This window comes from Streptomyces roseolus (assembly GCF_014649855.1).
Lineage (GTDB): Bacteria > Actinomycetota > Actinomycetes > Streptomycetales > Streptomycetaceae > Streptomyces > Streptomyces roseolus.
In genome coordinates, this window is sequence record NZ_BMTV01000015.1 from 125,593 (window position 1) to 149,197 (window position 23,605).

Sequence of the window (23,605 nt, forward strand, 5' to 3'; positions counted from 1 at the left end):
GCCCGCTGTCACGGCTGTGTGATGAGCCTGTGGCCGGCCTGTGAGTCCGTCGGCGGGTCCGTCCCCGCCGGGAGCCTCACCGCGAAGACGGTGCGTCCGGGTGCGGACGCGACGGTCACCTCGCCGCCGTGGGCGGCGACGACGGCGCGCACGATGGCGAGGCCGAGCCCGGTGGAGCCGGCCTGCCGGGAGCGGGAGGCGTCGCCGCGGGCGAAGCGCTCGAAGACGGCGGGCAGCAGCTCGGGCGGGATGCCGGGCCCGTCGTCCTGGACCTCGACGACGGCGCTCGCGCCCTCGCCCCGGACGCGGGCGGTGACGGTGGTGCCGGGCGGGGTGTGGGTGCGGGCGTTGGCGAGCAGGTTGAGCAGCACCTGCTGGAGCCGGGCGGGGTCGCCGCGGACGGCCGCCGGCCCGCCCTCCCCGGGCAGTTCGAGGCGCCAGCGGTGGTCGGGCCCGGCGGCGCGGGCGTCCCCGACGGCGTCCACGACCAGCGGGACCAGATCGGTGGCCTCGTACGAGAGGGGGCGTCCGGCGTCGAGCCGGGCGAGCAGCAGCAGGTCCTCGACCAGACCGGTCATCCGGGTGGCCTCGGACTCGATCCGGCCGAGCGCGTGCCGGGTGTCGGGCCCGCACTCCTCCCTGCCGCGTCGGGTGAGTTCGGCGTAGCCGCGGATGGAGGCGAGCGGGGTGCGCAGTTCGTGGCTGGCGTCGGCGACGAACTGCCGGACGCGGGTCTCGCTCTGCTGGCGGGCGTCGAGGGCCGCGTGGACGTGGTCGAGCATCCGGTTGAGGGCGGCGCCGACCTGCCCGACCTCGGTCCGCGGATCGGCCTCGGCGTCCGGCACCCGCTGGTGGAGGGCGACCTCGCCGCTGTGCAGCGGCAACCGGGCGACCTGGGCGGCGGTGGCGGCGACCCGGCGCAGCGGCCGCAGCGCGATCCGGACGAGGACCGTCCCCGCGAGGGAGGCGGCCACGAGGGAGGCGCCGGTGAGGCTGAGCTCGACGAGGACGAGGGTCGAGAGGGCGTTGTCGACCTCGGTGAGCGGGATGCCGGTGAGGAAGGCGCCGTGGGCGCCCTCGGTGTGGACGACCCGGTACGGGCCGAGCCCACCGGGCAGGTCGGCGGTGTGCGGCCGGCCGTCGCGGGGCACGGCGGCGAGTGCGCTCTCCTGCGCCGCGTCCAGCTCCCTGACGGGGAAGCGCGGCCCGTCGCCCGTGCCGCTGCCGGCCACCTCGGTCGAGTAACCCGCCTCGGTGACGTCCCCGTCCTCGACGACGGCGCCGAGCGTGCCGATCGGCGAGCCCGGCGTGCCGAGGAAGGCGAGCGGCTCACGGCCGCGGAGCGGGTCGGGGCCGAGCGGCGCGCCCGGCGGCCCGGCGGCCCGCTGGGCGAGCCCGGTGAGCTGCTCGTCGGCCCGGTCGTAGAGGTAGGAGCGGTACGCGAGGGTGGTGACCGCGCCGATGACGGCCGCGACGACCGCGATCAGCGCCACGGCCGAGACCACGAGCCGCGTCCGCAGCGACCACGGCCGCCGGGACCCGCTCCGGGGGCGGAGGCGCACCGGGCCTACTCCCCCGGCTTGATGAGGTAGCCGGCCCCCCGCCGGGTGTGGATCATCGGCGAGCGCCCGGCGTCGATCTTCCGGCGCAGGTAGGAGATGTAGAGCTCGACGACGTTGGCCTGGCCGCCGAAGTCGTACGACCACACGCGGTCGAGGATCTGCGCCTTGCTCAGCACCCGGCGCGGATTGCGCATGAGGTAGCGCAGCAGCTCGAACTCGGTGGCGGTGAGGTGGATCGAGTCGCCGCCCCGGGTGACCTCGTGGCTGTCCTCGTCGAGGGTGAGGTCGCCGACCACGAGCACCGACTCGCTGCGGGACTGCGCCGCGCCCGAGCGCCGGATCAGCCCGCGCAGCCGGGCGACGACCTCCTCCAGGCTGAACGGCTTGGTGACGTAGTCGTCGCCGCCGGCCGTGAGCCCGGCGATCCGGTCCTCCACTGCGTCCTTCGCCGTCAGGAAGAGGACCGGCACCTCGGGCAGTTCGCGCCGGATCGAGCCGAGCAGGCTGAGCCCGTCGGCGTCCGGGAGCATGATGTCCAGGATGACGACGTCGGGCCGGAACTCGCGGACGGCCCGCAGCGCGCCGGCCCCGTCGCCGGCGCTGCGGACCTGCCAGCCCTCGTAGCGCAGGGCCATCGAGAGCAGTTCGGAGAGGGAGGCCTCGTCGTCCACGACGAGGACGCGGACGGCGGTGCCGTCGGCACGGAGCAGATCGGCGCGGGTGCCGCGGCGGGCTGAAGTGCTGCGAGTGGTGACGGTCATGGCACCACGCTGGCCGCCGCCGCTGAGATCCCTCTTTCGCTTTCCTGTGAATTCCCTGAGAAAGCCGGGGCGGCCCGGCTCAGGGTTTCACGTGAAACATCGTGGCGCCGTTGTCGTGCAGGACAGCCCGGAGCCAGTCGTCGCCGAGGCCGAGCCGTTCCAGGGCGTCGAGCTGGTGGACGTACGGGTACGGGATGTTCGGGAAGTCGGAGCCGAGCAGGATCCGGTCCTGGAGGCCGACGAGCCGCTTGAGCGCCGCGCGCGGGAAGGGCGCCAGGCGTTCGCTGAAGTCCGTGAACGCCATGGTGGTGTCCAGGTGCACGCCCTCGTACCGCTCCGCGAGCCCGAGGAAGTCCTCGTACTCCGGCATGCCCATGTGCGCGACGATCATCCGCAGCCGAGGGTGCCGGGCGAGCAGCTTCCCGGCCGGCCCCGGTCCGGTGAAGGCGCCGGGTGCGGGCCCCGAGCCGCAGTGGACGACGACCGGCGTCCCGCTCTCGGCAAGGAGCCCCCACACCGCGTCGAGCAGCGGGTCGTTGGGGTCGAAGCCGCCGACCTGGACGTGCACCTTGAAGACCCTGGCCCCGTCGTCGAGGGCCTGCCGGACGTACGCGGCGGCCTCCGGCTCGGGGAAGAAGGTCGCGGTGTGCAGACAGCCGGGCGTCCGCGCGGCGAAGCCGGCGGCCCAGGAGTTCAGCCAGGCGCCCATCCCCGGCTTGTGCGGGTAGAGCATCGAGGTGAAGGCCCGCACGCCGAAGCCGCGCAGCAGCTCGACCCGCCGGTCCTCCTCCTCGCGGTAGGTGATGGGCCAGGGCTGCCCGGTCATCGGCCCGACGGCGTCGAAGTACGCCCAGACCTTGTCGAGCACGTTCTTCGGCATGAAGTGGGTGTGGACGTCGACGAGCCCGGGCAGCCCGAGCCGCGCGGTCAGTCCCCGTACGGCCTCACTCTCGTTCAAAGCCGTAGCTCCGCTCGACCTTCCCGATGTGGCAGCTGTACGCCTCGTACCAGTGCGCGCGCCCGTACGACTTCGCCGCCAGGTGCGCGGAGTCGAGCCGCCAGGCGTCGAGGGCCTCCAGGTCGCGGAAATAGGCGACGGTGATGCCGAGGCCGCCGGGGGTGCGGGCGGACTCGTATCCGAGGAAGCCGGGGACGGAGGCGACCCGCTCCCGCAGCTGGGCGGCGGTGTCGGCGTACCCCTCGGGGGCGTCGGGCCGCAGGGAGGTGAAGACGGCGGTGTAGTAAGGGGGTTCGAGACCGGAGATCGGTTTCTGCGTCATGCGCTCACCCTCGCCGGGCGGCCCGGACGCTGTCCACGGCCGCCGGACAAAGGGATCCAAGACTTTACGAACGCCGGGCCGGTCAGAACAGCCCGTCCTGCCCGCTCTCCCCGGCGACGACGCCCACGGGCACGCTCCAGGAATCCGCCTCCCCGCCCCGTTCGAGCCCCCACCCGCCGAGCAGCCGCCCGTCGAGCACGAGATGGCGGCCGGCGGGGTCCCGCAGGTGCAGGTCGGGGCCGGCGGCGGCGAGCACCCGACCGGTGACGACCCCACCGTCGACGAGCTCGGTGACGCTCCCGTCGAGCACGGGCAGCTCCCCGAGCCCGAAGACGTCCCCGTGGTCGTGCGCGGCGAACGGCAGCGCCTCCAGGGTGTCGCCCCAGCCGCCGACGCCCAGGGCCCGCCCGTACAGCTCCTCGACCTCGCCGCGCCGGGCGGCGGGGGCCGGCAGCCCGACCCGCAGCGCCCGCTTCCGCTCGTACGACACCCGGTCGGGCACGCCGAGCGCCTGCCGCAGCACCTCCTCGGTGCGCCGGGCGGCCATCAGCGGCCCGCGTCCCAGCCAGCAGAAGGCGACCGCGCCCTGTTCGAGGAGGCGTGCGGACCCCCGGTGCTCCCCGGTGATCCCGACCTTGACGGTGCCGGGCCCGAACCAGGCGAGGTAGACGCGGTAGGGCCGGGGGTCGTCGGCGAAGGTGTCGGCGGCCACGGAGTGCGCCCGGTCGAGCCGCGCGCAGGCGGGGCAGAGCCCGCCGGTGGACCGCCCGGGCACGGCGGCGCCGAGCGGGCAGGCGTTTCCCCGCACCCCCGCGCAGACCCGGCCGCCGACCGCCCGGAAGCCGAGCGGCCGCCCGTACGCGACCGGGCTCGTCCGCCCGCCCCACCACCGCAGCACGGCCGCGCCGCCGGCCCACCCGACCCCGCCGCTCCGCCACACGCCCCGGCCACCTCCCGTACCCCCGTCCATGCGCCCATCCTCCCCTCACGGCCCTCAGGGCAGGACGTAGATCCGCGTCCCGTCCGGACAGGGGTCGCCGACCTCGCGCATGCAGCCGCGCTCGATGAGCAGCCGGACGCAGTCGCGGACGCGCTCGCCGGAGAGACCGGTGCGCCGGGTGACGTCCTGCGGGCGGCAGCGGACGCCGCCGCGGACGAGGGCGGGCGCGAGGAAGCTCGCGACGGCCCGCATGTCGCCGCTGATCTCCCAGGACTCGACCAGCTCCTGCGCGCTGAGCGGCGGCGGGCCCTCCCCGCCGCGCTGGCGGGGCAGGGCGAACGAGCGCTCAAGGGAGTCGGCGACCCTCGAGAGGCTGCGCCTCGTCTCCCGCAGCAGCTCCGCGTCCGCGACGAGGTCCGCCACGCCCTCCTCGAGCCGTCCCTCCAGCCGTCCCTCCAGCCGGACGAGGACGTCGACGAGCTCGGGCGGCAGCACGAACCCGCTGTGCGCGGGCGCCGGTTCGAGGCCGTAACCGCCGTGCCGCTGCACCTCGGCCACCAGCTCGCCCACCCAGGCCCGGAACGGCCCGGCCTCCGGCGAGCGGCAGGCGGTGACGAGCTGCACGAGGCCAGGGAGGCTCACCATGCGGGCGGTGCCCCGGATGCCGCTGCGCGCGAGGACGTCCCGGGTCGGCGCCAGTTCGCGGGCCGGCGCGAGGCACCAGGCGGGCAGGGCCACGCTGCGCAGCGCCTCCCGCGGCCCCGCGTACCCGAGCCGCCGGGCCACGTCCACGACGGGGAACCAGTGCGCTCCGTCGACGGCCGTCAGCCGCCTCAGCCGGCCTCCCGAAGCGGCCCGTACGAAGTCATCGATGTCGATCGCGTCCAACGATCATCACCTCCACCCGCACGCTAGGCCGAAGGCATATTCAACTGACATGCAAATCTGATGGGTTCACCCAAAAGGGGAAGGCCCCGGGCAAACCCGGGGCCTTCGTAGTAATGTCCGCGTCCGCTAGCGGGCGACGAACTGCGTGAGGATCGCCTGCACCTCGTAGATGTCCACGCCCTTGGTGAAGGTCTTGGTGACCGGCAGCTGCTGGCCCGAGATCCAGATCTTCAGCTCGGCGTCGAGGTCGAAGGTGCCGGCCGTCTCGACGGCGAAGTGCGTGATGCTCCGGTACGGGATCGAGTGGTATTCGACCTTCTTGCCGGTGATGCCCTGCTTGTCGACGAGCACGAGCCGCCGGTCCGTGAAGAAGATGACGTCGCGGATCAACAGGTACGCGGCGTGCACCTGCTCCCCCTGACCGAGCAGCCGCGCGTAGTCCTGCTGCGCCTGTGCCGGATCGATGGCGTGCGCGTTCCCGAAGAGCGCCATGCTCTACCCCCCACATTTCAGCCAAAAAATACGATCAACCGAACCTAACCCCACGTACCCGGCTCCTGGCAACGCCCGCCGGGGACAGGGTCAGAAGAGCGACTTGTACGTGGCGGAGTCCCCCTTCACGGGCACCTTGTCGGCGGCCCCGAAGGGCGTGGTCGTGCTGTTGGCGCCGTAGTGGATCGCGGAGCCCGAAGGACCCATGGCGAAGAGGTCGCTGACGCCCCTCCAGTTCCGGCCGCCCGGGACGATGTGGCTGTACTTCTGCCAGCCGCCGCCGACCTTGCGCCGTGCGGTGAAGGTGCCGTCGCCCTTGCCGAGGTACATCCAGAGGACGCCGTCCTTGTCGCGGGCGAGGAGGTCGCCGCCGCCGGCTCCGGCGACGTTCCCGGGGGCGACGAGGAGGTTGTAGACCTGCCAGCCGCCGCCGACCTTCACGCGCGGCTTGAACGGCCGGGCGGTGTCACCGGTGGAGGCGTAGAACCACAGCACCCCGGAGGTGTCGGTCGCGAGGAGGTCGCCGCGCCCGTCGCCGTTCAGGTCCGAGCCGCCGACGATCTTGTTGTAGACCTGCCAGCCGCCGCCGACCTTCGTCCGCGGCAGCAGCTTCCCCTTCTCGCTCCGGTGCAGCCACAGCACGCCGTCGCGGCCCCGCCCGACGATCGTGCGGTCCGAGGGCGAGGCCATGAGCGTGTACGTGTTCCACCCGGTGCCGAGCGTCGTCGAGGTGGTCGCGCGCAGCTGCGGCCGGCAGCCCTCCTCCCCGCACTCGGCGTCCAGCGCCGCCAGCTGGGAGACCTCGTGGGCGGCCAGCCTGCCCTCGCCGTCGCGGACGAGCACGTCCGCGACGCCGTTGTCGGTGAAGTCGCGCGGCTTGGCACTGCGGACGACGGTGAGCGTGCCGCCGCGGGTGACCGAGGTCCCGAACACGCTCCGCGTCGTCATCTTCCAGGTGTGGGCGCCGTTGGGGGTTCCGAAGTACTTCTCGGAGAGGCCGTCCCAGGAGACGTGGCTCCCGAAGTGGTCCGGCTCCCACCAGGAGGTGAGGGTCGTCTTCCGGCCGGTGGCGGTGTGGGTGAGCTCGACGGTCACGTCCACGTCCCGGTGGTTGAACTCCCAGCTCATCCACTGGCGGGGCTCGCGGTCGAAGTCCATCACGGCGGGCACGGACTCGCTCCCCATGACGAGTTCGAGCCGTTCGCCGCTGTCGGCGACCTTCCGCACGACGGCCTTCCCGTCCGCGCCGACGGAGACCCGGAAGAGCCCGACGCCGTCGGCGAGCGTGCCGCCGTGCACGAGGGCGGCGCCGTCGGCCCCGACGACCACCCGCCGCGCGGAGTCCAGGGCGTGGACGGTCTCACCGCCGGCGACGGGGCTCAGCCCGAGGCCGTCGCCGGTGGCCATCCAGCCGCCCGGCACGAGGAGCCCCCAGAACGAGCGCCGCGCGGGCGCTCCCCCGTTCCGGTCGGCCACCCACGTCGTGTCCGGTCCCTGCCGCCACGCCACGTACTCCGCCGAGACCTGCGCGGTGTCCGTGGAGGCGGACACGTCATAGGTCGCGGTGACGGCGCCCGTGGCGACGTCGACCACCGAGAGCTTGTCCTTCAGGGCGTCCGCGGTGACGGTCTGCACCGCGACCGCGCCGGGCGCGGTGGAGTACACGCGCCGGACGGCGCCCGCCGGCAGCCCGCGGACGACCCGGTCGACGACCTCGCCGCCCGGCACGCGGCTGACGAAGTGCACGCCCTCGGCACCGTCGCGCATGACGAGGGTCGATCCGTTGACCCCGCGCAGCTCGTACGCGCTGTCGATGACGACGGGCGGGGCGTCGGCGTCCCGGGTCATGTCGTGGACGAAGTACCGCGTGCCCTCGCTCGACACGAGGACGTCGCTCTGCGCCGAGGCCCGGTAGGCCCCCGCCCCCTGCCGGGGCAGCCGGGTCTCCGCCCCGTCGGCGTACCGCGTCCAGTAGTGGGTGTCGCCCAGGGTGGACAGGAAGCCGCCGGCCCCGGAGGCGACGAGCGTCGCCCCGGCCCGGAACGGTACGGCGACTTCGCCCACGGCCTCCGCCACGGGCGCGGCGACCGCGGCCCCCGGCAGGGCGAGCCCGCCCCCGGCGACGGCGGCGGCGAGCACGACGGCACCGGCGGCGAGCCGGAGCCGGGACGACCGAGGACGTGTCACGAGAGGTGCCTCCTCAAAGGGTGACGGCGGTGCGACGGAACCCGCCGCGCCCCCCCCAAGACCGAGGAGCCCCCGAAAGGTTGTACGCCCCCGTCGGCCGCCACCTCACCGCACCCGACAACGCGAGAGGCCCGGACTCTCGTCCGGGCCTCTCATCTGTGTGCACTCGGCAGGATTCGAACCTGCAACCTTCTGATCCGTAGTCAGATGCTCTATCCGTTAAGCTACGAGTGCTTGTTCTTTAGTTCTCGTCTCCGTTTCCCGGCCCTTTCGGCCCGCTGTCCCGGCGACAGGAAGAACATTACATGAGTCCCGGCGTCATGTGAAATCCGATTACCCCACCCCATCTGACCTGCGGAAACGCCATCGGAGGACGCAGGGAGAGGCGGGGCGGAGCGGGGGGTTCCAGCGTGGGGAGCGGGACTGGAGGGGGATAAGGAGACCGGGGTCACACATGCGGGGGTGGGAATCGAAGCCGGTCCGGGAACGGCGGAAGCCCCGGCCGTGGGGCCGGGGCTTCCTGAGGCGGAGGCGGAGGGATTTGAACCCTCGATGGGCGATAAAGCCCAAACCGCATTAGCAGTGCGGCGCCATAGACCGGACTAGGCGACGCCTCCTCGCACGTCCGCGCATGCGCGGACGGTGCGTGCAGATGATGACACAGGCGAGCCTGGTGTCACCAATCGCTTTCACCGTACCGGGCGGGCGGGGTGCGGGGCAAAGTCCCCGGCGCGTCCCGGGGAGCACGTCCGGGCCCCCGCCCGGCGCACCCCGCTTGCGCAACGCGCCCGGGGTCGCAGCGTTAGAGAGGTGTCCCGCCCCTTCCCGTCCGTACGTCTCCGGAGTCCGTCCATGCCGCTGCGCCGTCTCGCCCTCTCCGCCGCGCTCGCCGCCGCCCTCGCCACCTCCCTCGCCGGCGTCGCCTCGGCCGGACCGCTGCCGCCGCTGCCGCTGCTGTCGCCGCCCGACTCGCTGGCGGTGACCGTCACCGGGAGCGGGAACCCGGAGGCCGAGGGGAGCTGGAAGCTGACCTGCGACGACCGGCCGGGCGGGGACCATCCGGCGGCCGCGCGGGCCTGCGAACGCCTGGCGGGCTTCGCGCGCGCCGGGGAGGACCCCTTCGCACCGGTCCCGGCGGACGCACTGTGCACGCAGATGTACGGCGGGCCGGTGACCGCCCGCGTGACGGGCACCTGGCAGGGGCGTCGGATCGACGCCCGCTTCTCCCGTGCGAACGGCTGCGAGATCGGCCGCTGGGAGAACACGGAACCTCTCCTTCCGAGCGTCCGGGGCTGACGGGACGATCGGGGGCGCCGTTAGACTCCCTCCGTGACAGGGCCGCCGCCCGAGGGGCAAGATGGGGCCGGCCCGCCGTCACGGCACATGCCGTACGGCGCACACCGCGGGCACGGTCCGCGCGCAATTGCAGGCGTCAGGGAGGAAGCGTCGTCGTGAGCAGCAGGCCATCCCGAGGCGCTGCTCGCCTCGCAGCCATACTCGACGCCCTCCCGGACGGCCTCGTGCTCGTCAACTGCAACGGCACGGTCGTCAACGCCAACACCATCGCCCTCGGCATGTTCGAGACCCCCGGCACCGCGCTCGTCGGGCGCGGGCTGCTCGACCTGCTGCCCACCTTCGACTCGCGCCTGATCCCCGGCTCGATGCGCCGCCCCGATCCGGCGGACGAGCGCGGCCGCACCAAGCCGATGCGGATGATGGCCCGCCGCACCGACGGCGGGGAGTTCCCCGTCGAGGTGACCAGCGCCAGCCTGGAGGACGGGCGCGAGGCGTACGACTCGTACAGCGGCTACACCGGCGACGAGCTGCTGATGCTCGTCGTCCGCGACCTCACCGGCACCCTCGACACCGAGGCCGAGCTGGCCCGCTCGCAGCGGCAGACCGAGATGATCCTGCGGGCCGCCTCCGAGGGCGTCGTGGGCACGGACACCGACGGCCGGGTCGTCCTCGTGAACCCCGCCTTCGCGCAGATCCTCGGCTACCGCGCCGGCGAGCTCGGCGGCGCCGAGCTGCACCCGCTGATCCTCGCCAAGCGCGCCGACGGCACCCCCTTCCCGTACGAGGAGTCCCCGCTCGCCGACACCCTCAAGTCGGGCCGCAAGCACCGGGTGCGCGGCCAGGTGCTGTGGTCGAAGGCCGGCGACCGGGTGCCGGTCGACCTGACGACCGCTCCGGTGCGCGACGGCGACCAGCTCGTCGGCGCCGTGATGACCTTCACCGACCGCCGCCCCCACGAGGAACTGGTCGCGCGGCAGGAGGAGCTGGTCGAGAAGCACGCCGCCGAGCTGGCCGAGCTGGCCGAACGGCACGCCACCGAGCTCGCCGACCGGGCCGAGCGGCACGCGGCCGAGCGCGAGGCGCAGGCGGAGCGGTACGCGGCCCTGGCCTCCCGGCACGCCCAGCTGACCGCCGTCCTGGCCGAGTCGCTGCGCGGGCCCCTGGAGGAGCTGCGCGGCGAGCTGGGTTCGCTGGCCGCCGACGACGGCGTGCAGCTGTGGCCCGAGGCGAACCGGCTGCTGCACCACCTGGTCGCCGGGTCCGCCCGGATGACCACCCTCGTCGACAACGTCCTCGGCTACCAGCGCCTGGACGCCGGCGAGGAGGAGCTCGACCGGAAGGTCGCGCTCCTCGACGGGATCGTCACCGGCGGCATCGACGCGGCCGTGGAGCTGATCGGCCCGGGCCGCGCGCAGTTCGCGGTGCACGCCCCGCCGATCGAGGCCGAGGTCGACGCCGACCGGCTGACGACCGCGCTCGCCCACCTCGTCGCGGACGTGGCCGGGGTCGACGCCACCGGCAGGACCCGCGCCTCGGCGCAGGGCGTCGCCGGTCCCGGTGACTCCACGATCGTGGTGGCGGCGGCACAGCGCGGCGAGGTCGTCCGCGTCGAGGTCCGCGGGCCGTACGCGGGCGGCGACCCGGTCCACGGGCCCATCGTGCGCGGGATCGTGGCGGCGCACGGCGGTGTCGTGCAGACCCACGAGGTGCCGGGGACGAGCGGCGGCGCGTACGTCCTGGAGGTGCCGATCGGCGCGGGCCGGGGAACCGTTCCCGCCGCCGAGGCCGCGACCGCGCCCCCGGCCCAGTCCACGCTCGCGCTCGCGGCCGCGCCCGAACCGGCGTCCGCGTCCACTCCCGCTTCCGGGCCCACACCCCCTCCCGCTGCCGCGTCCGCCCCCGGGCCCACGCCCCCTCCCGCTGCCGCGTCCGGGCCGGAGCCGTCCGCCGGCCTCCCGTCCGGCCCCGCGCCGGAGGCTCCCCCGGCCGGGCCCGCGGGTGGCGTGCCCGCGCAGACCTCCGGTCCCGTGGCCGGCGGGAGCGCGGGCGGTTCCGGGCGGCGCCGGGCACGGCGCGGGTCCACCGACGCGTTCCTGGAGAGTGCGATCTCCCCGGAGGGCGAGGACGGGGCGGTCGCCGTGCCGGCCGGGGGCGGCGGACGCCGCCGCGCCCGTGCGGAGGAGGCGCCGGGGCCCGCCGAACTCATCCCCGCCCAGCAGACCGCCGGCGTGGAGCCGACCGGTCGCCGCCGCCGGGGCCGGCCCGCCGAGGGCTCCGTGGTGACCGCGGCCGAGGGCGCCCAGGAGCGGGCCGCGCTCGGTGCCGCCGTGCCGCCGCAGGGCGTCGCCCCCGCCGAGCCCGCCGGTGCTCCCGCGCCGGCCCCCGCCCTGCCGGCCGCGCCCCCCGGTGGCGCGATCGCCGTGGTCTCTCCCGGGAGTGCCGAGGGCGAGCGGCCGACCGGGCGCCGTCGGCGTGCGCTCGCCGCCGCGCAGGAGCGGGCCGCCGCCGCCGAGGCGGGACCCCGGACGCCGTTCGCGCTGCCGCCGGCCGACGCCGACCGCGACGAGGCGCCGGCGCCCGCCGACGCCGACGCCGGCGCCGCGCACGAGGAGCAGCCGCAGCACGGGGGCGCGCAGGACGTGCCCGCCGGGCACACTCCCCCGCAGCCGCATCCGCTCCCGGCGTCCGCGTCCGCCACCGCGGTCCCGGCCACGGGCCTGGGGCCGGTGCCCCTGCCCGCGTCCATGCCCGCCCCGGCGCCCCTGCCGGCTCCCACGCCCGAACCAGCGCCCGCGCCCGCGCCCCCCGCCGTGCCTCCGGCCGCCGCGACCGCTCCGTCCGCGACGCCCGCGAACGGCACCGCCACGCCTGCGAGCGGCACCGGCACCGGTTCCGTACCGCTGCCTCCCGAGCTTCCGATGCCTGCTCCCGCCCCCGCGCCGTCGCCGTCGGTGCCGTCGCCGTCGGTGCCGGCGGCTCCGCTGCCGAAGGACTCCACGCAGGGGCGGGCGTTCAGCGTGCGCACGCTCGGGCAGGGGGTGCCCTTCGCGCCGCCGGTGCAGGCGGGGACGCCCGTGGCCGCTCCGTCGAACGGCTCGGGCCGGCGCCGCAAGCTCGCGACGCCGCCGGAGCTCGATCCGCCGGCCCCGGCTCCTGCCCCTGCCCCTGCCCCTGCCCCTGCCCCGACCGCCGCACCGGCGCCGCTCCCCACCGCCGCGCCCGTACCCGCTCCCGTACCCGCCGCCGGGTCCGAGGGGCGCGGGCGGGCGTACGCGATAGGGGCGCCGGCCGAGGGGTCCGACGAGGGTCCGGAGCCGCTCGACGGCCCCGGCGGCGCGGTCGAGGTCGTGAACCGTCCCGCTCCGCTGCCCGTCGACGACGAACTGCCCCCGGAGCCGCTCGACAACCCGCGCCGGCTGCTCGTCTGGCCGGCGCCGGACGTCGCCACCCAGCAGGCCCTGAGCGACCGCGGCTACCGGCCGGTGATCGTGCACTCCCGCGAGGAGGTCGACGCGCAGATCGCCGCCTTCCCGGCCGCGCTCTTCGTCGACCCGCTGACCGGTCCGATCACCCGGACGGCGCTCCAGTCGCTGCGCCGGGCGGCCGTCTCCGCCGAGGTGCCGGTGCTGCTCGCGGCCGGGCTCGGGCAGGCGGGCCGGGAGGAGGCGTACGGCGCCGATCCCGCCGTCCTGCTCAAGGCGCTCGCGCCGCGCGACAGCGAGCAGCACCCCTCGCGGGTCCTGGTCATCGAGGAGAACGAGCACATCGCCGGCGCCCTCGCCGCCACCCTGGAGCGGCGCGGGATGCAGGTGGTGCGGGCGGCCACGGACACCGAGGCGGTGGCCCTCGCGGGCGAGACGCGGCCGAACCTGGTGGTCATGGACCTGATGCAGGTGCGCCGCAGGCGGGCCGGGATCATCGACTGGCTGCGGGCGAACGGGCAGCTCAACCGCACCCCGCTGGTCGTCTACACCTCGACCGGCCTCGACGCCGAGCGGCTGCCGGAGCTGTCCTCCGGCGAGACGGTCCTCTTCCTGGCCGAGCGCTCCAACAGCGCCGAGGTCCAGGCCCGGATCGTCGACCTGCTGGCGAAGATCGGCACCAACTGAGAGAAGACCGGGGGAAGGGGGAGGGCTCCCGACGGGCCCGCCCCCTTCCCCCGGTGGCGTGCGTCAGATCCGGGTGACGTCCAGCTCGCCCTCCGCGTACTGCTTGCGGATCACCTTCTTGTCGAACTTGCCGACGCTGGTCTTCGGGACCGCCGGCACGATCGCCCAGCGCTCCGGCAGCTGCCACTTGGCGATGCCGCCCTCGGTGGCGAGGAAGTCCCGCAGGGTCGCGTAGTCGGCCTCGGCGCCCTCCTTGAGGACGACGGTCGCGAGCGGGCGCTCGCCCCACTTCTCGTCCGGGACGGCGACGACGGCGGCCTCGGCGACGGCCGGGTGGGCCATGATCGCGTTCTCCAGCTCGACGCTGGAGATCCACTCGCCGCCGGACTTGATGACGTCCTTGGCGCGGTCGGTGAGGGTGAGGAAGCCGTCGGGGCTGATCACGCCCACGTCGCCGGTCTTCAGCCAGCCGTCCTCGCTGAACTTGTCCTCGGGCCGGATCGGGTCGGCGCCGACGCCGCCGAAGTACGCGCCCGCGATCCAGGTGCCGCGCACCTCCAGCTCGCCGGCGGACTCGCCGTCCCAGGGCAGGTGCTCGCCGGCGGGGCCGACGAGCCGGCCCTCGACGCCCGCGGGGAAACGTCCCTGCGTGACGCGGTACGGCCACTCCTCCTCCGGGGTCAGCCCGGCCGGCGGGTGCGCCATCGTGCCGAGCGGGGAGGTCTCCGTCATGCCCCAGGCGTGACAGAGGCGGACGCCGAGCTTGTCGTAGGCCTCCATGAGGGAGGGCGGGCAGGCGGCGCCGCCGATGGTGACCTGCTTCATGGAGGAGAGGTCGCGCGGGTGGGCGGTGACCTCGGCGAGCAGGCCCTGCCAGATGGTGGGGACGGCCGCGGCGTGGCTGGGCTTCTCGCGCTCGATCATCTCGGCGAGCGGGGCCGGCTGGAGGAAGCGGTCCGGCATGAGCATGTTGATGCCGGTCATGAAGGTGGCGTGCGGCAGGCCCCAGGCGTTGACGTGGAACTGCGGGACCACGACCAGGGTCGTGTCCCGGTCCGTCAGGCCCATCGACTCGGTCATGTTCACCTGCATGGAGTGCAGGTAGATCGACCGGTGCGAGTAGACGACGCCCTTCGGGTCGCCGGTGGTGCCGGAGGTGTAGCACATGGCGGCGGCGGAGCGCTCGTCGAGCTCGGGCCAGTCGTAGGCGGTCGGGCGGCCCGCGATCAGCTCCTCGTACTCGTGGACGCGCGGTGCGGCGCCGTCGAGGAGGGAGCGGTCGCCGGGGCCGGCGACGACGATGTGCTCGACCGTCGGCAGGTGCGGCAGGAGCGGGGCCAGGAGGGGGAGCAGGGAGCCGTTGACGAGGACGACCCGGTCGGCGGCGTGGTTGACGATGAACGCCAGCTGCTCGGGGGGAAGCCGCAGGTTGAGGGTGTGCAGGACGGCGCCCATGGACGGGATGGCGAAGTACGCCTCGACGTGCTCGGCGTTGTTCCACATCAGCGTCGCCGTGGGCTCGCCCTGGCGGACGCCCAGCTCGTCGCGGAGGGCGTTGGCGAGCTGGGCGGCGCGGTCGCCGATCTCGGCGAAGGTGCGGCGCTGCGGCTCCGGCTCGCCGGTCCAGGTCGTGACGGTGGACCGGCCGTGGACCCTCCGGCCGTGTTCGAGGATGCGGCTGATGGTGAGCTGTACGTCCTGCATGGTGCTGTACACGGGGCGTCCTCCCGGTGGGCGCTGCGCGTGCCTACGTGGCAGTAAAGGTGTGCAGATTCTGCGCACATACCACTCGGTATGTCACTACCCGGGAGTACCGAAATTGCCAGTGATCGCTGGCAGAGGTCGCCGACCAGCCGTTTCCCGCGTCAGGCGCCGACGCCCGCCGTGAGTTCCGGGTCCTCGCGGAGGCGTCCCAGGGCGCGGGAGACGGCGCTCTTCACCGTGCCGACGGAGACCCCGAGCACCTCGGCCGTCTGGGCCTCGCTGAGGTCCTCGTAGTACCGCAGCACGACCATCTGCCGCTGCCGCTCGGGGAGCTTCATCACGGCGCGCCACATGGCGTCGTGGAGGACCTGGCGCTCGGCCGGGTCCGGCTCGGCCGGGCCGGCCGGCTCGGGCAGCTCCTCGCAGACGAACTCCTCGACCTTGCGCTTGCGCCACTGCGAGGTGCGCGTGTTCACCAGCGCCCGGCGCACGTACCCGTCGAGGGCCCGGTGGTCCTCGATCCGCTCCCAGGCCACGAAGGTCTTGGTGAGCGCGGTCTGGAGCAGGTCCTCGGCATCGCTCGGGTTCGCGGTCAGCGAGCGGGCGGTGCGCAGCAGCAGGGGCTGGCGGGCCTTCACGAAGGACGAGAAGGACGGGTACGCGAAGGAGCGCGGGCCCTGACGCGGCGAGGTGCGCGGGGCCGTGCGCTGTCCGGGCCGGGTGGCGGCCGTGGAGGCGCCGGCGCAGACGGGGCCAGTGGGTGGCGGAGTCATGGTTCCACGCTAGGAGCGGCGGGGTCCGGGCGGATCGGCCCCAGGTCCCGAACCCGGCTCCCCCTCAGGTCGGAGTCCTCGGGGTGCCCCCACCTCCTCTGGGTGGAGCCGCCGTCACCCGGGGGTCAGGGTCGGCGGGGGCGACGGCGGCGCGCGTACGGTGCCCGCCCGTGGGTCCGTCCGCGTGCCCGCCCCCGCGTCCGCCCGTGTCCCCCTCCGCGTGCCCGCCCCCGCGTCCGCCCGTGTCCCCCTCCGCGTGCCCGCCCCCGCGTCCGCTCAGGTGTCCGTGCCGAGGACCAGCCCCGAGGTCGGGACGCCCGTGCCGGCGGTGACCAGGGCCCGGGCCGCGCCGGGGACCTGGTTCACGGAGGTGCCGCGCAGCTGCCGCACCGCCTCCGCGATGCCGTTCATCCCGTGGAGGTACGCCTCGCCCAGCTGGCCCCCGTGGGTGTTGATCGGCAGTGCGCCCGCCGCCACGAAGTCCCCGCCCTCGCCCGGCCCGCAGAAGCCGAACTCCTCCAGCTGCATGAGCACGAAGGGGGTGAAGTGGTCGTAGAGGATGCTCACATCGACGTCGGCCGGGCGCAGCCCGGACGTCCGCCACAACTGCCGTGCCACGACGCCCGTCTCGGGGAGGCCGGTCAGTCCGTCCCGGTAGAAGCTCGTCAGGGCCTCCTGCTTGCGGCCCGCTCCCTGCGCCGCCGCGAGGACGACGGCGGGCGGGTGCCGCAGGTCGCGGGAGCGCTCGGCGGTGGTGACGACGATCGCCTGGCCGCCGTCGGTCTCCTGGCAGCAGACGAGGAGGCGGAGCGGCTCCGCGATCCAGCGGGAGGCGGCGTGGTCGGCGAGGGTGATCGGCTTGCCGTGGAAGTACGCGGCGGGGTTCTTCGCCGCGTACCGACGGTCGGTGACGGCGACGTGCCCGAACACCTCCGGCGTGAGCCCGTACACGTGGAGGTAGCGCTGGGCGGCCATGGCGACCCGGGAGGCGGGGGTGAGCAGCCCGAAGGGCAGCTGCCGGCCGAGCGCGGCGCCCTCGGCGGAGGGCTCGCGCCGCTGCACTCCGGAGCCGAAGCGGCGGCCCGACCGCTCGTTGAAGGCCCGGTAGCAGACGACGACCTCGGCGACGCCGGCCGCGACGGCGAGCGCGGCCTGCTGGACGGTGGCGCAGGCGGCCACGCCGCCGTGGTGGACGCGGGAGAAGAAGGTGAGCTCGCCGATGCCGGCCGCCTGGGCGACGGTGATCTCGGGGTTGGTGTCCATGGTGAAGGTGACGGGTCCGTCCACGTCCCCGGGGGCGAGCCCGGCGTCGTCGAGGGAGGCGCGGACCGCCTCGACGGCGAGGGAGAGCTCGCTGCGGCCGGAGTCCTTGGAGAACTCGGTGGCGCCGATGCCCGCCGGCGGCCGCCCGGCCGCCGAGGCCGTCGGGGCGGAGCAGGCTCATCGGGGCACCTCCACGGTGACCGTGCCGGTGACGTGGTGGCCGAGGCCGTTGGCCCCGGCGATCCGGACGAGGGCGGTGACGGTGCCCTCCGGCCCGCCGGCCACCTCGGCCACCGTGCCGGTCAGCGTCATCGTGTCCCCGGGATGGTTGGGGGCGCCGGGGCGGATGGCGACCTTGCGGAGCACCGCCCGCGGTCCGAAGTGGTCGGTGACGTACCGGCCGACGGGGCCGTTGGCGGTCAGGATGTTCATGAAGACGTCCGGGGAGCCCTTCTCCCGGGCGGCCTCGGCGTCGTGGTGCACGTCCTGGTCGTCGCGGGAGGCGACGGCCCCGGCCACGATCAGGGTGCGGGCGACGGGGATCTCCAGCGGCGGCAGCGCGTCACCGGCCCTCATGACGAACCCTCCTCCGCGAGCACGTCGCCGAGTTCGGCGAGGAGCGCGGTGCCGTGGCCCAGGTAGGCGTCGAGCTGCCGACCCCACGGGAAGTGCCGGTGGACGGGGTGGTCGAGGTCGGCACCCGTCCCGCCGTGCAGGTGCTGGCCGCTGTGCACGACCCGCTTGCCGGCCTCCGGGGCCCACCAGGCGGCGGTCAGCGCCGCCGCGGCGCTGTCGAGGCCGGCGTCGGACCGCCAGGCCGCCTCGTGGGCGGTGACCCGGATGGCTCGGTGTCCATGTGGGCGTCGGCCGCGCGCAGTTGGACCGCCTGCCGGGTGGCGAGCGGCCACCCGGACTGCTCCCGCACGGAGGTGTACGCGACGGCCCGGGCCAGCGAACCGGCGCAGACGCCCGCCTGGAGACCGGCGAAGGCGGTCGGGCGGCGGGGAGCACGTCCTCGTACGCCTCCGGTCCCGTCCCGTCCCCCAGCCGCTCGGCGGGCGTCCCGTCGAGCACCGGCCGCTCCGCCGACCAGGGAGCGGTCAGTTCGACCGGTTCGACGGCGGCGGCGTCCTCGGTCCGCACCAGCCACAGCGTCCGGTACGCGTCCGGAACGAGGAGGTGGGTGGCGTCCCGCAGCCACGGCACCCGGCCGACGGTCCCGGTGAGCCGCCCGGCGCGCGCCGTGACCGCGCCGGTGGCGGGGAAGGCGCCCGTCGCGACGACGGTCCCGTCCCGCAGCCCCGGCAGGAGACGGGCGCGCTGCTCCTCGGTGCCGTGCCGGGCGACGGCGAGGATCCCGTACGCCCCGGTCGCGGCGAGCGCGACCCGTTCGTGGTTGAGCTGTTCGGTGATCAGCCCCCAGCCGCCGTTCTCCTCCCCGACGAGGTTCCCGGCCGGGGCCCGGATCCCGTCGTAGTGGGTCGCGGTGGTGGTGAGCCCGCCGACGGTCTCGATCGGGGTCCAGGAGAACCCCGGGGCGTCGGTGGGGACGAGGAGGAGGGAGATGCCCCGGTGCGGGGGCGCCTCGGGGTCGGTGCGGCAGGCGAGCCAGATCCATTCGGCGTTCTGCGCGTTGGAGGTGAAGACCTTCTGCCCGTCGACGACCCGGGTGTCGCCGCCGCGGACCGCCCGGGTCCGCAGCGAGGCCAGGTCCGTACCGGCCTCGGGCTCGCTGCAGCCGATCGCGAAGACGCACTCCCCGCGCAGGATCCCCGGCAGGAGGGCGGCCTTCTGCTCCTCGGTGCCGTACCGCATGAGGGTGGGTCCCACCGTGTTGAGCGTGACCATCGAGACGGGCGCGCCGGCCCGGTACGCCTCGTCGAAGAAGACGAACTGCTCGTCGGCGCCGCGGCCCTGGCCGCCGTACTCCTCCGGCCGGCCGAGGCCCAGGAGACCGTCGGCGCCGATCCTCCGCAGCAGCCGGCGCTGCGCGGCGCCGTCGCTCGCGGGCGGCGGCCCGTCGGGCATCGTCTCGCGGAAGTACGCGCGGAGTTCGGCGCACAGCCGGAGCTGCCGCTCGGTCGGGGCGAGGTGCACGGGACGGCCTCCCGGAGGGGACGACGAAGGTTTCTGACTGTCCGTCAAGTCGCTTCGCCCTGTCAAGACACCCCGGCCGAAACGGCGAGGCGGCCCGCGCGAGCGGCACCGAAGTGCCGTCGCGCGGGCCGCCGTTCACACCGCGGTCACGCCCCCTCGGGCCGGGCCCGTGGACCGGTCACCACCACGGGAGGAAGTTGACCGTGTTGTTCGCCTGCGAGATGTGGGTGAAGGCGGAGCCGTTCACGCTCGCCGTGTTGTTCTGGTTGGAGGCACCGGAGCCGGTCGCCACCTGCTGCGTGGTGGTGGAGTTGCCGTTGTTGTCGCCACCCACGCCGCTGCCGATGATCGTGGCGACGCTCGTGTTCGATCCGTCGTCCGCGAAACCGCCGTTGTCGGCCTGCGCCACGCCGCCGAAGAGGGCTGCGGCGAGCGGCAGGGCCACGACGGCGGCGGCGATGCGGGCGGTACGGATGCTTGCCATGTCTGTTCCTCCGGGAACTGAAGCCAGTCTGCTGTGCACGGAAATGCGGTTCTGCTGAAAGCGGGCCGTGAACTCCGGCCCTGACCTGGGAAGTTGGCCTACCGCCCCGGTCGCTCTACTGCTCGACGTCGCGAATCCAGAGTTGCCCACCGAATCCCCGGCGAACCACCCCGGAGCGCCCGATTCCCCCGCAAGCGTGAGGACAAGCCGATAAACCCTTCGTCGCCGAGAAACCCCCAGCTCACAGCGGACGGCGCCCGCGAAATCACCCCGGATCCGTTGCGCCGCAAGGGAGGAAGCGTTCCGTCAGAACCCCCGACAAACCGGACCGGGAGCACCCGCGGCGCCCCACACCGCTCGAACGCGCCTCGCTGTCGGGGAAAGGGATTTCGAGCCGAAGCCTCCGCTCAGAAGCACCCGTCTCCCCCGCGTCCCGGCGCCCCCGACTCCCGGTTTCCGTCTTCCGTTCCCCTCCCCCTCTCCTTCTCCTTCTCCTTCTCCGTCCACGGTCCCGCCCGCGCCCCCGGCTCAGCCCGCCTCCCCGACCGCGTCCCCGCCCGCGTCCCCGACCGCCGCCTCGAAAGCGGCGTACGCGGTCGCGTCGAAGAGCACGAACCGCACCTCCTCGACCTCGGTGTCCGCCGCCCGCACGGCCTCGATCGCGATCCGCGCGCCGTCCCCGAGCGGCCAGCCGTAGACGCCCGTGGAGACGGCCGGGAAGGCGACCGTACGGTCACCCAGTTCGTCCGCCACCCGCAGGGACTCCCGGTAGCAGGAGGCCAGCAGCTCCGACCGGTCCTCGCCCTGCGACCAGACCGGTCCCACGGTGTGGATCACGTGCCGCGCCGGCAGCCGGCCGGCCGTGGTCGCCACCGCCCGCCCGGTCGGCAGGCCCTTGCCGTAGTGCGAGCGGCGCGGTTCCCGGCAGGCGGCGAGGATCTCCGGCCCGCCCCTCCGGTGGATGGCACCGTCGACTCCTCCGCCCCCGAGCAGCGAGGAGTTCGCGGCGTTGACCACCGCGTCCACCGCCACCTCGGTGATGTCCCCCCGCACCAACACGATCCGCACCACGTCGCCCTCCTCGGCTCCTGGGACTTCGGACCGCCCATCCTCACGGCTCGCGGCCGGAGCGGGCAGCCGCTTTTACCCCACTCCGCGGGTCCGCGGGCCCCTTCCCGGGCCTCGGAACGGCGGGGACCGGGGGCAATGCATACCTACGAGCCAATGTGAAGGAAGTGATGTCACACGTACGAGTGGGTGTTGCGGCCCCCGTCGCACCGGGTCCGAAGCCACCGGCCCCGGGACCGGCTTCCACGGCCCCCGCCCGGCGGGAAGAACGAAATGGCCGGTCCAACGGGTGTTTTCGCTCTGAATCAGAAAGAGAAAAGCGCGTGTCTAACCCCACACCCGCGCCTAAATTATCCAGAATTTCACCTACTGCCCCAGTTGAAACCACGCCGTCTCGTCGCCTAGGAGCGTGTCATGCAGATTCGCAGGTGGCTCCCGGACCAGCCCACCCTCATCGGCCGCCACGACTGGCCGGACGAGGGGGACGAGGGGACCCATCTGCGGCTGCGGGCCGACGCCATCGTCGTGCTCGACCGGCGGGCGTGGCGCGTCCTGGAGATCACCGGCTACCCCAACGACCACTGGCCGGAGGCCTACGAGAAGGCGTGGCGCGACCACATGGAACTGTGGTGGCACGCCAACGAACTGCGGCGGGTCAACAACCAGCCGGTCAAGCCGGCTTCCGACCGGGCCGGCTTCTACAAGCGCCCGGTGGTCCTCGTCCTCCGCGACGACAACCTGCCCCGCTCCGCGCCGAAGCACTGGTGCGCCCCCGCCAGCCAGGACTGGCGGGTCCTTCCCGAGCACTACGCCGTCTGCCGGTCCTGCGGCGAGCTGCCGCCCTGCCGCCACGGGGAGTACAGCCCCGAGGGCGGCCCCCGCCTCCCGGAGCAGAGCGGCGGCATCCCGCTCATCGTGCCGGAGGGCTGCTGCATGGGGTGCGCCGAGCTGATCAAGCCGCGCATGCGGACCGTACGCTTCCCCGGCCCCAACCTCTGGTACCCGGACCTGGGGGAGGACACCGCCGTCTTCCACGCCCGGGCCGCCTGCGAGGACCAGGTGGCCCTCTACCGGGCCCAGTGGCAGGCCGCGCACCCCCAGCCCGCCGCGCACCCGCCCACCCCGGCCTTCCCCGGCTTCGACCACTTCTTCCTGCCCCAGCCCCGTGCCGACCAGGACCCGGCCTCCGCCCTCGTGACCGCGCACGGACAGAACCCCGCGGCCCCCCACGGCCAGACGCCGATGGCACCCCACGGCCAGAACCCCACGGCACCCCACGGCCAGGCGCCGATGGCACCGCACGGCCAGAATCCCGTGGCCCCTCACGGCCAGGCGCCGATGGCGGCGCACAGCCAGGGAGTTCCGCCGGCGCACGGGCAGGGAGCCCCCTCCGCACACGGCCAAGGGTCCATGGGGGCGCCGCACGGCCAGGGGTCCCCGGCGCCGTACCCCCAGGAGGAGGCGCACTCCTCCCTGGTCACCGGTTCCGGAGCCTTCTCGCCCGCCTTCGACGACTACCGCCCGGAGCCCGACCCGTACCCCTCGGCCCCATCGCCCGCCCAGGCCGCCCAGGCCGCCCAGAGCGTCCAGGTCGCCCACACCGCTCAGGCCTCCCACACCGCTCAGGCGGCCGCGCCCGCGCCGTCTTCCGCCCCGATGACCGTCCCGGACACCGCGCCCGCCGTGCGGGCCGCGGAGGAACTGAGCCGCTCCCTCACGTCTCCGCCGGTCTTCCACAACGCGGAGCAGGCGGCCCGGGTGATCGAGGAACTCACCGCCGCGGTCCGCAACATCGCCCTCTGCCTGAACAGCCCGCAGGCCCGCAGCCACCCTCACCCCTGACCCGCCGGCCCGGCCGGTGGGTGTGGCGCCGGGAGAGCGGCGGGGCGGGAGGCGGGCCGACCGGCTCCGCCCGGATCAACCGGTGCTCGCCCCCGCGGGCACGACCACGATCTGGTGCTCGTCCTCATAGATGATCCGGCCGGGGTTCGAGGACTCCAGCCGCAGGCACTCCACCCCGTGCGCGGCCAGGAGCTCCAGGTACCCGTCCACCCGCCCGATGAGGTCGACAGCAGACTTCTTGAACCAGGCGACGGCACCAGGGTTCACCGCGGGGTCGTACACCCGTGGATCAGCATGCGTCGGGTTGGGGTAGCGGGTGTCGTACCAGTCGCTGTTCGTTCTCCAGAAGCGGTACTGCTCGTCGGTCAACCTGCCCTGTGCCGCAAGCTCGTTCGCGAGCACGAAGACTCCGGGGAAGTGCCCCCGCTCGTGCCGTTCCGTGCCCTGGAAGCGGACGTACCGCGCTTCGTCTTCCTCCATGAAGTACCCCGATCACGCCGCGCTCTTCTCTCCCGGCGGATCCTAGGACTTCCGGCCGCGCGCCCCTCATGCGCCGGGACGACCGGGTGACCACGGGGGGCCACGGGGGGCTGGGGTGCGCCGCGGTGTTCGCCACACGCGAGGGCCCCCGGCCGGATCTTCCGGTCGGGGGCCCTCTGTTGAGCGGTGGGTGTGGGATTTGAACCCACGGAGACATCGCTGCCTCGACGGTTTTCAAGACCGTTCCCTTAGGCCGCTCGGGCAACCCACCCTCGCTCCGGACCGTTTGGGGCGGAGCGGCTACAGCGTACCGGGTGGGGGAGGGGGCGGCGGGCCGCAGGACGGGGTGGGGGGTTCGCGGGGGGTCGCAGGGGGTTCG

17 protein-coding genes, 3 tRNA genes and 3 pseudogenes are annotated in these 23,605 nt (G+C 74.4%); 3 read left to right on the top strand and 20 right to left on the bottom strand.

The genetic code is table 11. From position 1 onward, the window contains the following. Nucleotides 1-8: 8 nt before the first annotated feature. The 10 genes from IE245_RS19375 to IE245_RS19420 all read right to left on the bottom strand — a co-directional run bounded on the left by IE245_RS19375 (nt 9) and on the right by IE245_RS19420 (nt 8,727). On the bottom strand, nt 9-1,562 hold the full coding sequence (locus IE245_RS19375; RefSeq protein ID WP_229851400.1) for a sensor histidine kinase: 1,554 nt from the start codon (nt 1,560-1,562) through the stop codon (nt 9-11). A 5-nt stretch (nt 1,563-1,567) separates the two neighbouring features. Then, on the bottom strand, nt 1,568-2,323 hold the full coding sequence (locus IE245_RS19380; RefSeq protein WP_308436621.1) for a response regulator transcription factor: 756 nt from the start codon (nt 2,321-2,323) through the stop codon (nt 1,568-1,570). A gap of 79 nt (nt 2,324-2,402) precedes the next feature. Next, entirely contained in the window at nt 2,403-3,281 is an 879-nt protein-coding gene (locus IE245_RS19385) for an amidohydrolase family protein (RefSeq protein WP_189949227.1), read from the bottom strand. Next, a complete protein-coding gene (locus IE245_RS19390) occupies nt 3,268-3,603 on the bottom strand; it encodes an antibiotic biosynthesis monooxygenase family protein (RefSeq protein ID WP_189949229.1) in 336 nt (111 codons plus the stop codon). Before IE245_RS19390 ends, IE245_RS19385 begins: the two co-directional genes overlap by 14 nt. Before the next feature lie 82 nt (nt 3,604-3,685). Then, the gene (locus IE245_RS19395) at nt 3,686-4,573 is read right to left on the bottom strand and encodes a DUF2797 domain-containing protein (RefSeq protein ID WP_189949231.1); all 888 of its coding nucleotides are present in this window, start codon (nt 4,571-4,573) and stop codon (nt 3,686-3,688) included. 24 nt (nt 4,574-4,597) lie between these two features. Continuing rightward, complete coding sequence (locus IE245_RS19400) at nt 4,598-5,431, bottom strand: BRO-N domain-containing protein (protein WP_189949233.1); 834 nt, start codon at nt 5,429-5,431, stop codon at nt 4,598-4,600. 126 nt (nt 5,432-5,557) lie between these two features. Next, nucleotides 5,558-5,923, bottom strand: a complete 366-nt coding sequence (locus IE245_RS19405; protein WP_043224835.1) for a PH domain-containing protein — start codon at nt 5,921-5,923, stop codon at nt 5,558-5,560. Nucleotides 5,924-6,013: 90 nt separating this feature from the next. After that, nucleotides 6,014-8,110, bottom strand: coding sequence for a cupin domain-containing protein (locus IE245_RS19410; RefSeq protein ID WP_189949235.1), 2,097 nt, complete (start codon nt 8,108-8,110; stop codon nt 6,014-6,016). A 161-nt stretch (nt 8,111-8,271) separates the two neighbouring features. Continuing rightward, nucleotides 8,272-8,344: transfer RNA gene (locus IE245_RS19415), tRNA-Arg, on the bottom strand. 292 nt (nt 8,345-8,636) lie between these two features. Further along, nucleotides 8,637-8,727: transfer RNA gene (locus tag IE245_RS19420), tRNA-Ser, on the bottom strand. A 235-nt stretch (nt 8,728-8,962) separates the two neighbouring features. On the opposite strand from IE245_RS19420, the gene IE245_RS19425 reads away from it, so the two are divergent. Both IE245_RS19425 and IE245_RS19430 read left to right on the top strand, forming a co-directional pair. After that, nucleotides 8,963-9,406 (top strand): SSI family serine proteinase inhibitor, encoded by a 444-nt coding sequence (locus IE245_RS19425; protein ID WP_189949237.1) that lies wholly within the window; start codon nt 8,963-8,965, stop codon nt 9,404-9,406. 155 nt (nt 9,407-9,561) lie between these two features. Continuing rightward, the gene (locus tag IE245_RS19430) at nt 9,562-13,515 is read left to right on the top strand and encodes a PAS domain-containing protein (protein ID WP_189949244.1); all 3,954 of its coding nucleotides are present in this window, start codon (nt 9,562-9,564) and stop codon (nt 13,513-13,515) included. Between the two features lie 63 nt (nt 13,516-13,578). Here the strand turns inward: IE245_RS19430 and IE245_RS19435 are convergent, their stop codons facing one another. The 8 genes and pseudogenes from IE245_RS19435 to IE245_RS19465 form a co-directional block, all read right to left on the bottom strand. Next, nucleotides 13,579-15,231 (bottom strand): long-chain fatty acid--CoA ligase, encoded by a 1,653-nt coding sequence (locus tag IE245_RS19435; protein ID WP_189949246.1) that lies wholly within the window; start codon nt 15,229-15,231, stop codon nt 13,579-13,581. A gap of 149 nt (nt 15,232-15,380) precedes the next feature. Continuing rightward, nucleotides 15,381-15,992, bottom strand: coding sequence for a SigE family RNA polymerase sigma factor (locus IE245_RS19440; RefSeq protein ID WP_189949248.1), 612 nt, complete (start codon nt 15,990-15,992; stop codon nt 15,381-15,383). A 276-nt stretch (nt 15,993-16,268) separates the two neighbouring features. Beyond that, nucleotides 16,269-17,436, bottom strand: a pseudogene (locus IE245_RS19445) (lipid-transfer protein). After that, the gene (locus IE245_RS19450; RefSeq protein WP_189949250.1) at nt 17,433-17,831 is read right to left on the bottom strand and encodes a hotdog family protein; all 399 of its coding nucleotides are present in this window, start codon (nt 17,829-17,831) and stop codon (nt 17,433-17,435) included. Before IE245_RS19450 ends, IE245_RS19445 begins: the two are co-directional and overlap by 4 nt. Further along, nucleotides 17,828-18,644 (bottom strand): annotated as a pseudogene (locus IE245_RS19455) (acyl-CoA dehydrogenase family protein); the annotation flags it as partial. The gene IE245_RS19450 and the pseudogene IE245_RS19455, both read right to left, overlap by 4 nt. Beyond that, nucleotides 18,621-19,352 (bottom strand): annotated as a pseudogene (locus IE245_RS37120) (acyl-CoA dehydrogenase family protein); the annotation flags it as partial. The pseudogenes IE245_RS37120 and IE245_RS19455, both read right to left, overlap by 24 nt. 178 nt (nt 19,353-19,530) lie before the next feature. Continuing rightward, the gene (locus IE245_RS19460) at nt 19,531-19,836 is read right to left on the bottom strand and encodes a hypothetical protein (protein WP_189949252.1); all 306 of its coding nucleotides are present in this window, start codon (nt 19,834-19,836) and stop codon (nt 19,531-19,533) included. A 528-nt stretch (nt 19,837-20,364) separates the two neighbouring features. Next, complete coding sequence (locus IE245_RS19465) at nt 20,365-20,907, bottom strand: O-acetyl-ADP-ribose deacetylase (RefSeq protein ID WP_189949254.1); 543 nt, start codon at nt 20,905-20,907, stop codon at nt 20,365-20,367. A gap of 411 nt (nt 20,908-21,318) precedes the next feature. Between IE245_RS19465 and IE245_RS19470 the strand changes: the two genes are divergently transcribed. Continuing rightward, nucleotides 21,319-22,746 carry a hypothetical protein gene (locus IE245_RS19470; protein WP_189949256.1) on the top strand — a complete coding sequence of 476 codons (1,428 nt, stop codon included), beginning with the start codon at nt 21,319-21,321 and terminating at the stop codon, nt 22,744-22,746. A gap of 75 nt (nt 22,747-22,821) precedes the next feature. Here IE245_RS19470 and IE245_RS19475 read toward each other — a convergent pair whose 3' ends face one another. Beyond that, nucleotides 22,822-23,226, bottom strand: coding sequence for a hypothetical protein (locus IE245_RS19475; RefSeq protein ID WP_189949258.1), 405 nt, complete (start codon nt 23,224-23,226; stop codon nt 22,822-22,824). 184 nt (nt 23,227-23,410) lie between these two features. Further along, nucleotides 23,411-23,497, bottom strand: a tRNA-Ser gene (locus IE245_RS19480). Nucleotides 23,498-23,605: the final 108 nt, after the last annotated feature.

What these genes read in the sequence shown, in the direction of transcription:
- IE245_RS19380 (WP_308436621.1), bottom strand. Translation starts at nt 2,323, where the DNA reads ATGACCGTCACCACTCGCAGCACTTCAGCCCGCCGCGGCACCCGCGCC.
- IE245_RS19390 (WP_189949229.1), bottom strand. Translation starts at nt 3,603, where the DNA reads ATGACGCAGAAACCGATCTCCGGTCTCGAACCCCCTTACTACACCGCC.
- IE245_RS19395 (WP_189949231.1), bottom strand. Translation starts at nt 4,573, where the DNA reads ATGGACGGGGGTACGGGAGGTGGCCGGGGCGTGTGGCGGAGCGGCGGG.
- IE245_RS19405 (WP_043224835.1), bottom strand. Translation starts at nt 5,923, where the DNA reads ATGGCGCTCTTCGGGAACGCGCACGCCATCGATCCGGCACAGGCGCAG.
- IE245_RS19425 (WP_189949237.1), top strand. Translation starts at nt 8,963, where the DNA reads ATGCCGCTGCGCCGTCTCGCCCTCTCCGCCGCGCTCGCCGCCGCCCTC.
- IE245_RS19440 (WP_189949248.1), bottom strand. Translation starts at nt 15,992, where the DNA reads ATGACTCCGCCACCCACTGGCCCCGTCTGCGCCGGCGCCTCCACGGCC.
- IE245_RS19450 (WP_189949250.1), bottom strand. Translation starts at nt 17,831, where the DNA reads ATGAGGGCCGGTGACGCGCTGCCGCCGCTGGAGATCCCCGTCGCCCGC.
- IE245_RS19460 (WP_189949252.1), bottom strand. Translation starts at nt 19,836, where the DNA reads ATGGCAAGCATCCGTACCGCCCGCATCGCCGCCGCCGTCGTGGCCCTG.
- IE245_RS19470 (WP_189949256.1), top strand. Translation starts at nt 21,319, where the DNA reads ATGCAGATTCGCAGGTGGCTCCCGGACCAGCCCACCCTCATCGGCCGC.
- IE245_RS19475 (WP_189949258.1), bottom strand. Translation starts at nt 23,226, where the DNA reads ATGGAGGAAGACGAAGCGCGGTACGTCCGCTTCCAGGGCACGGAACGG.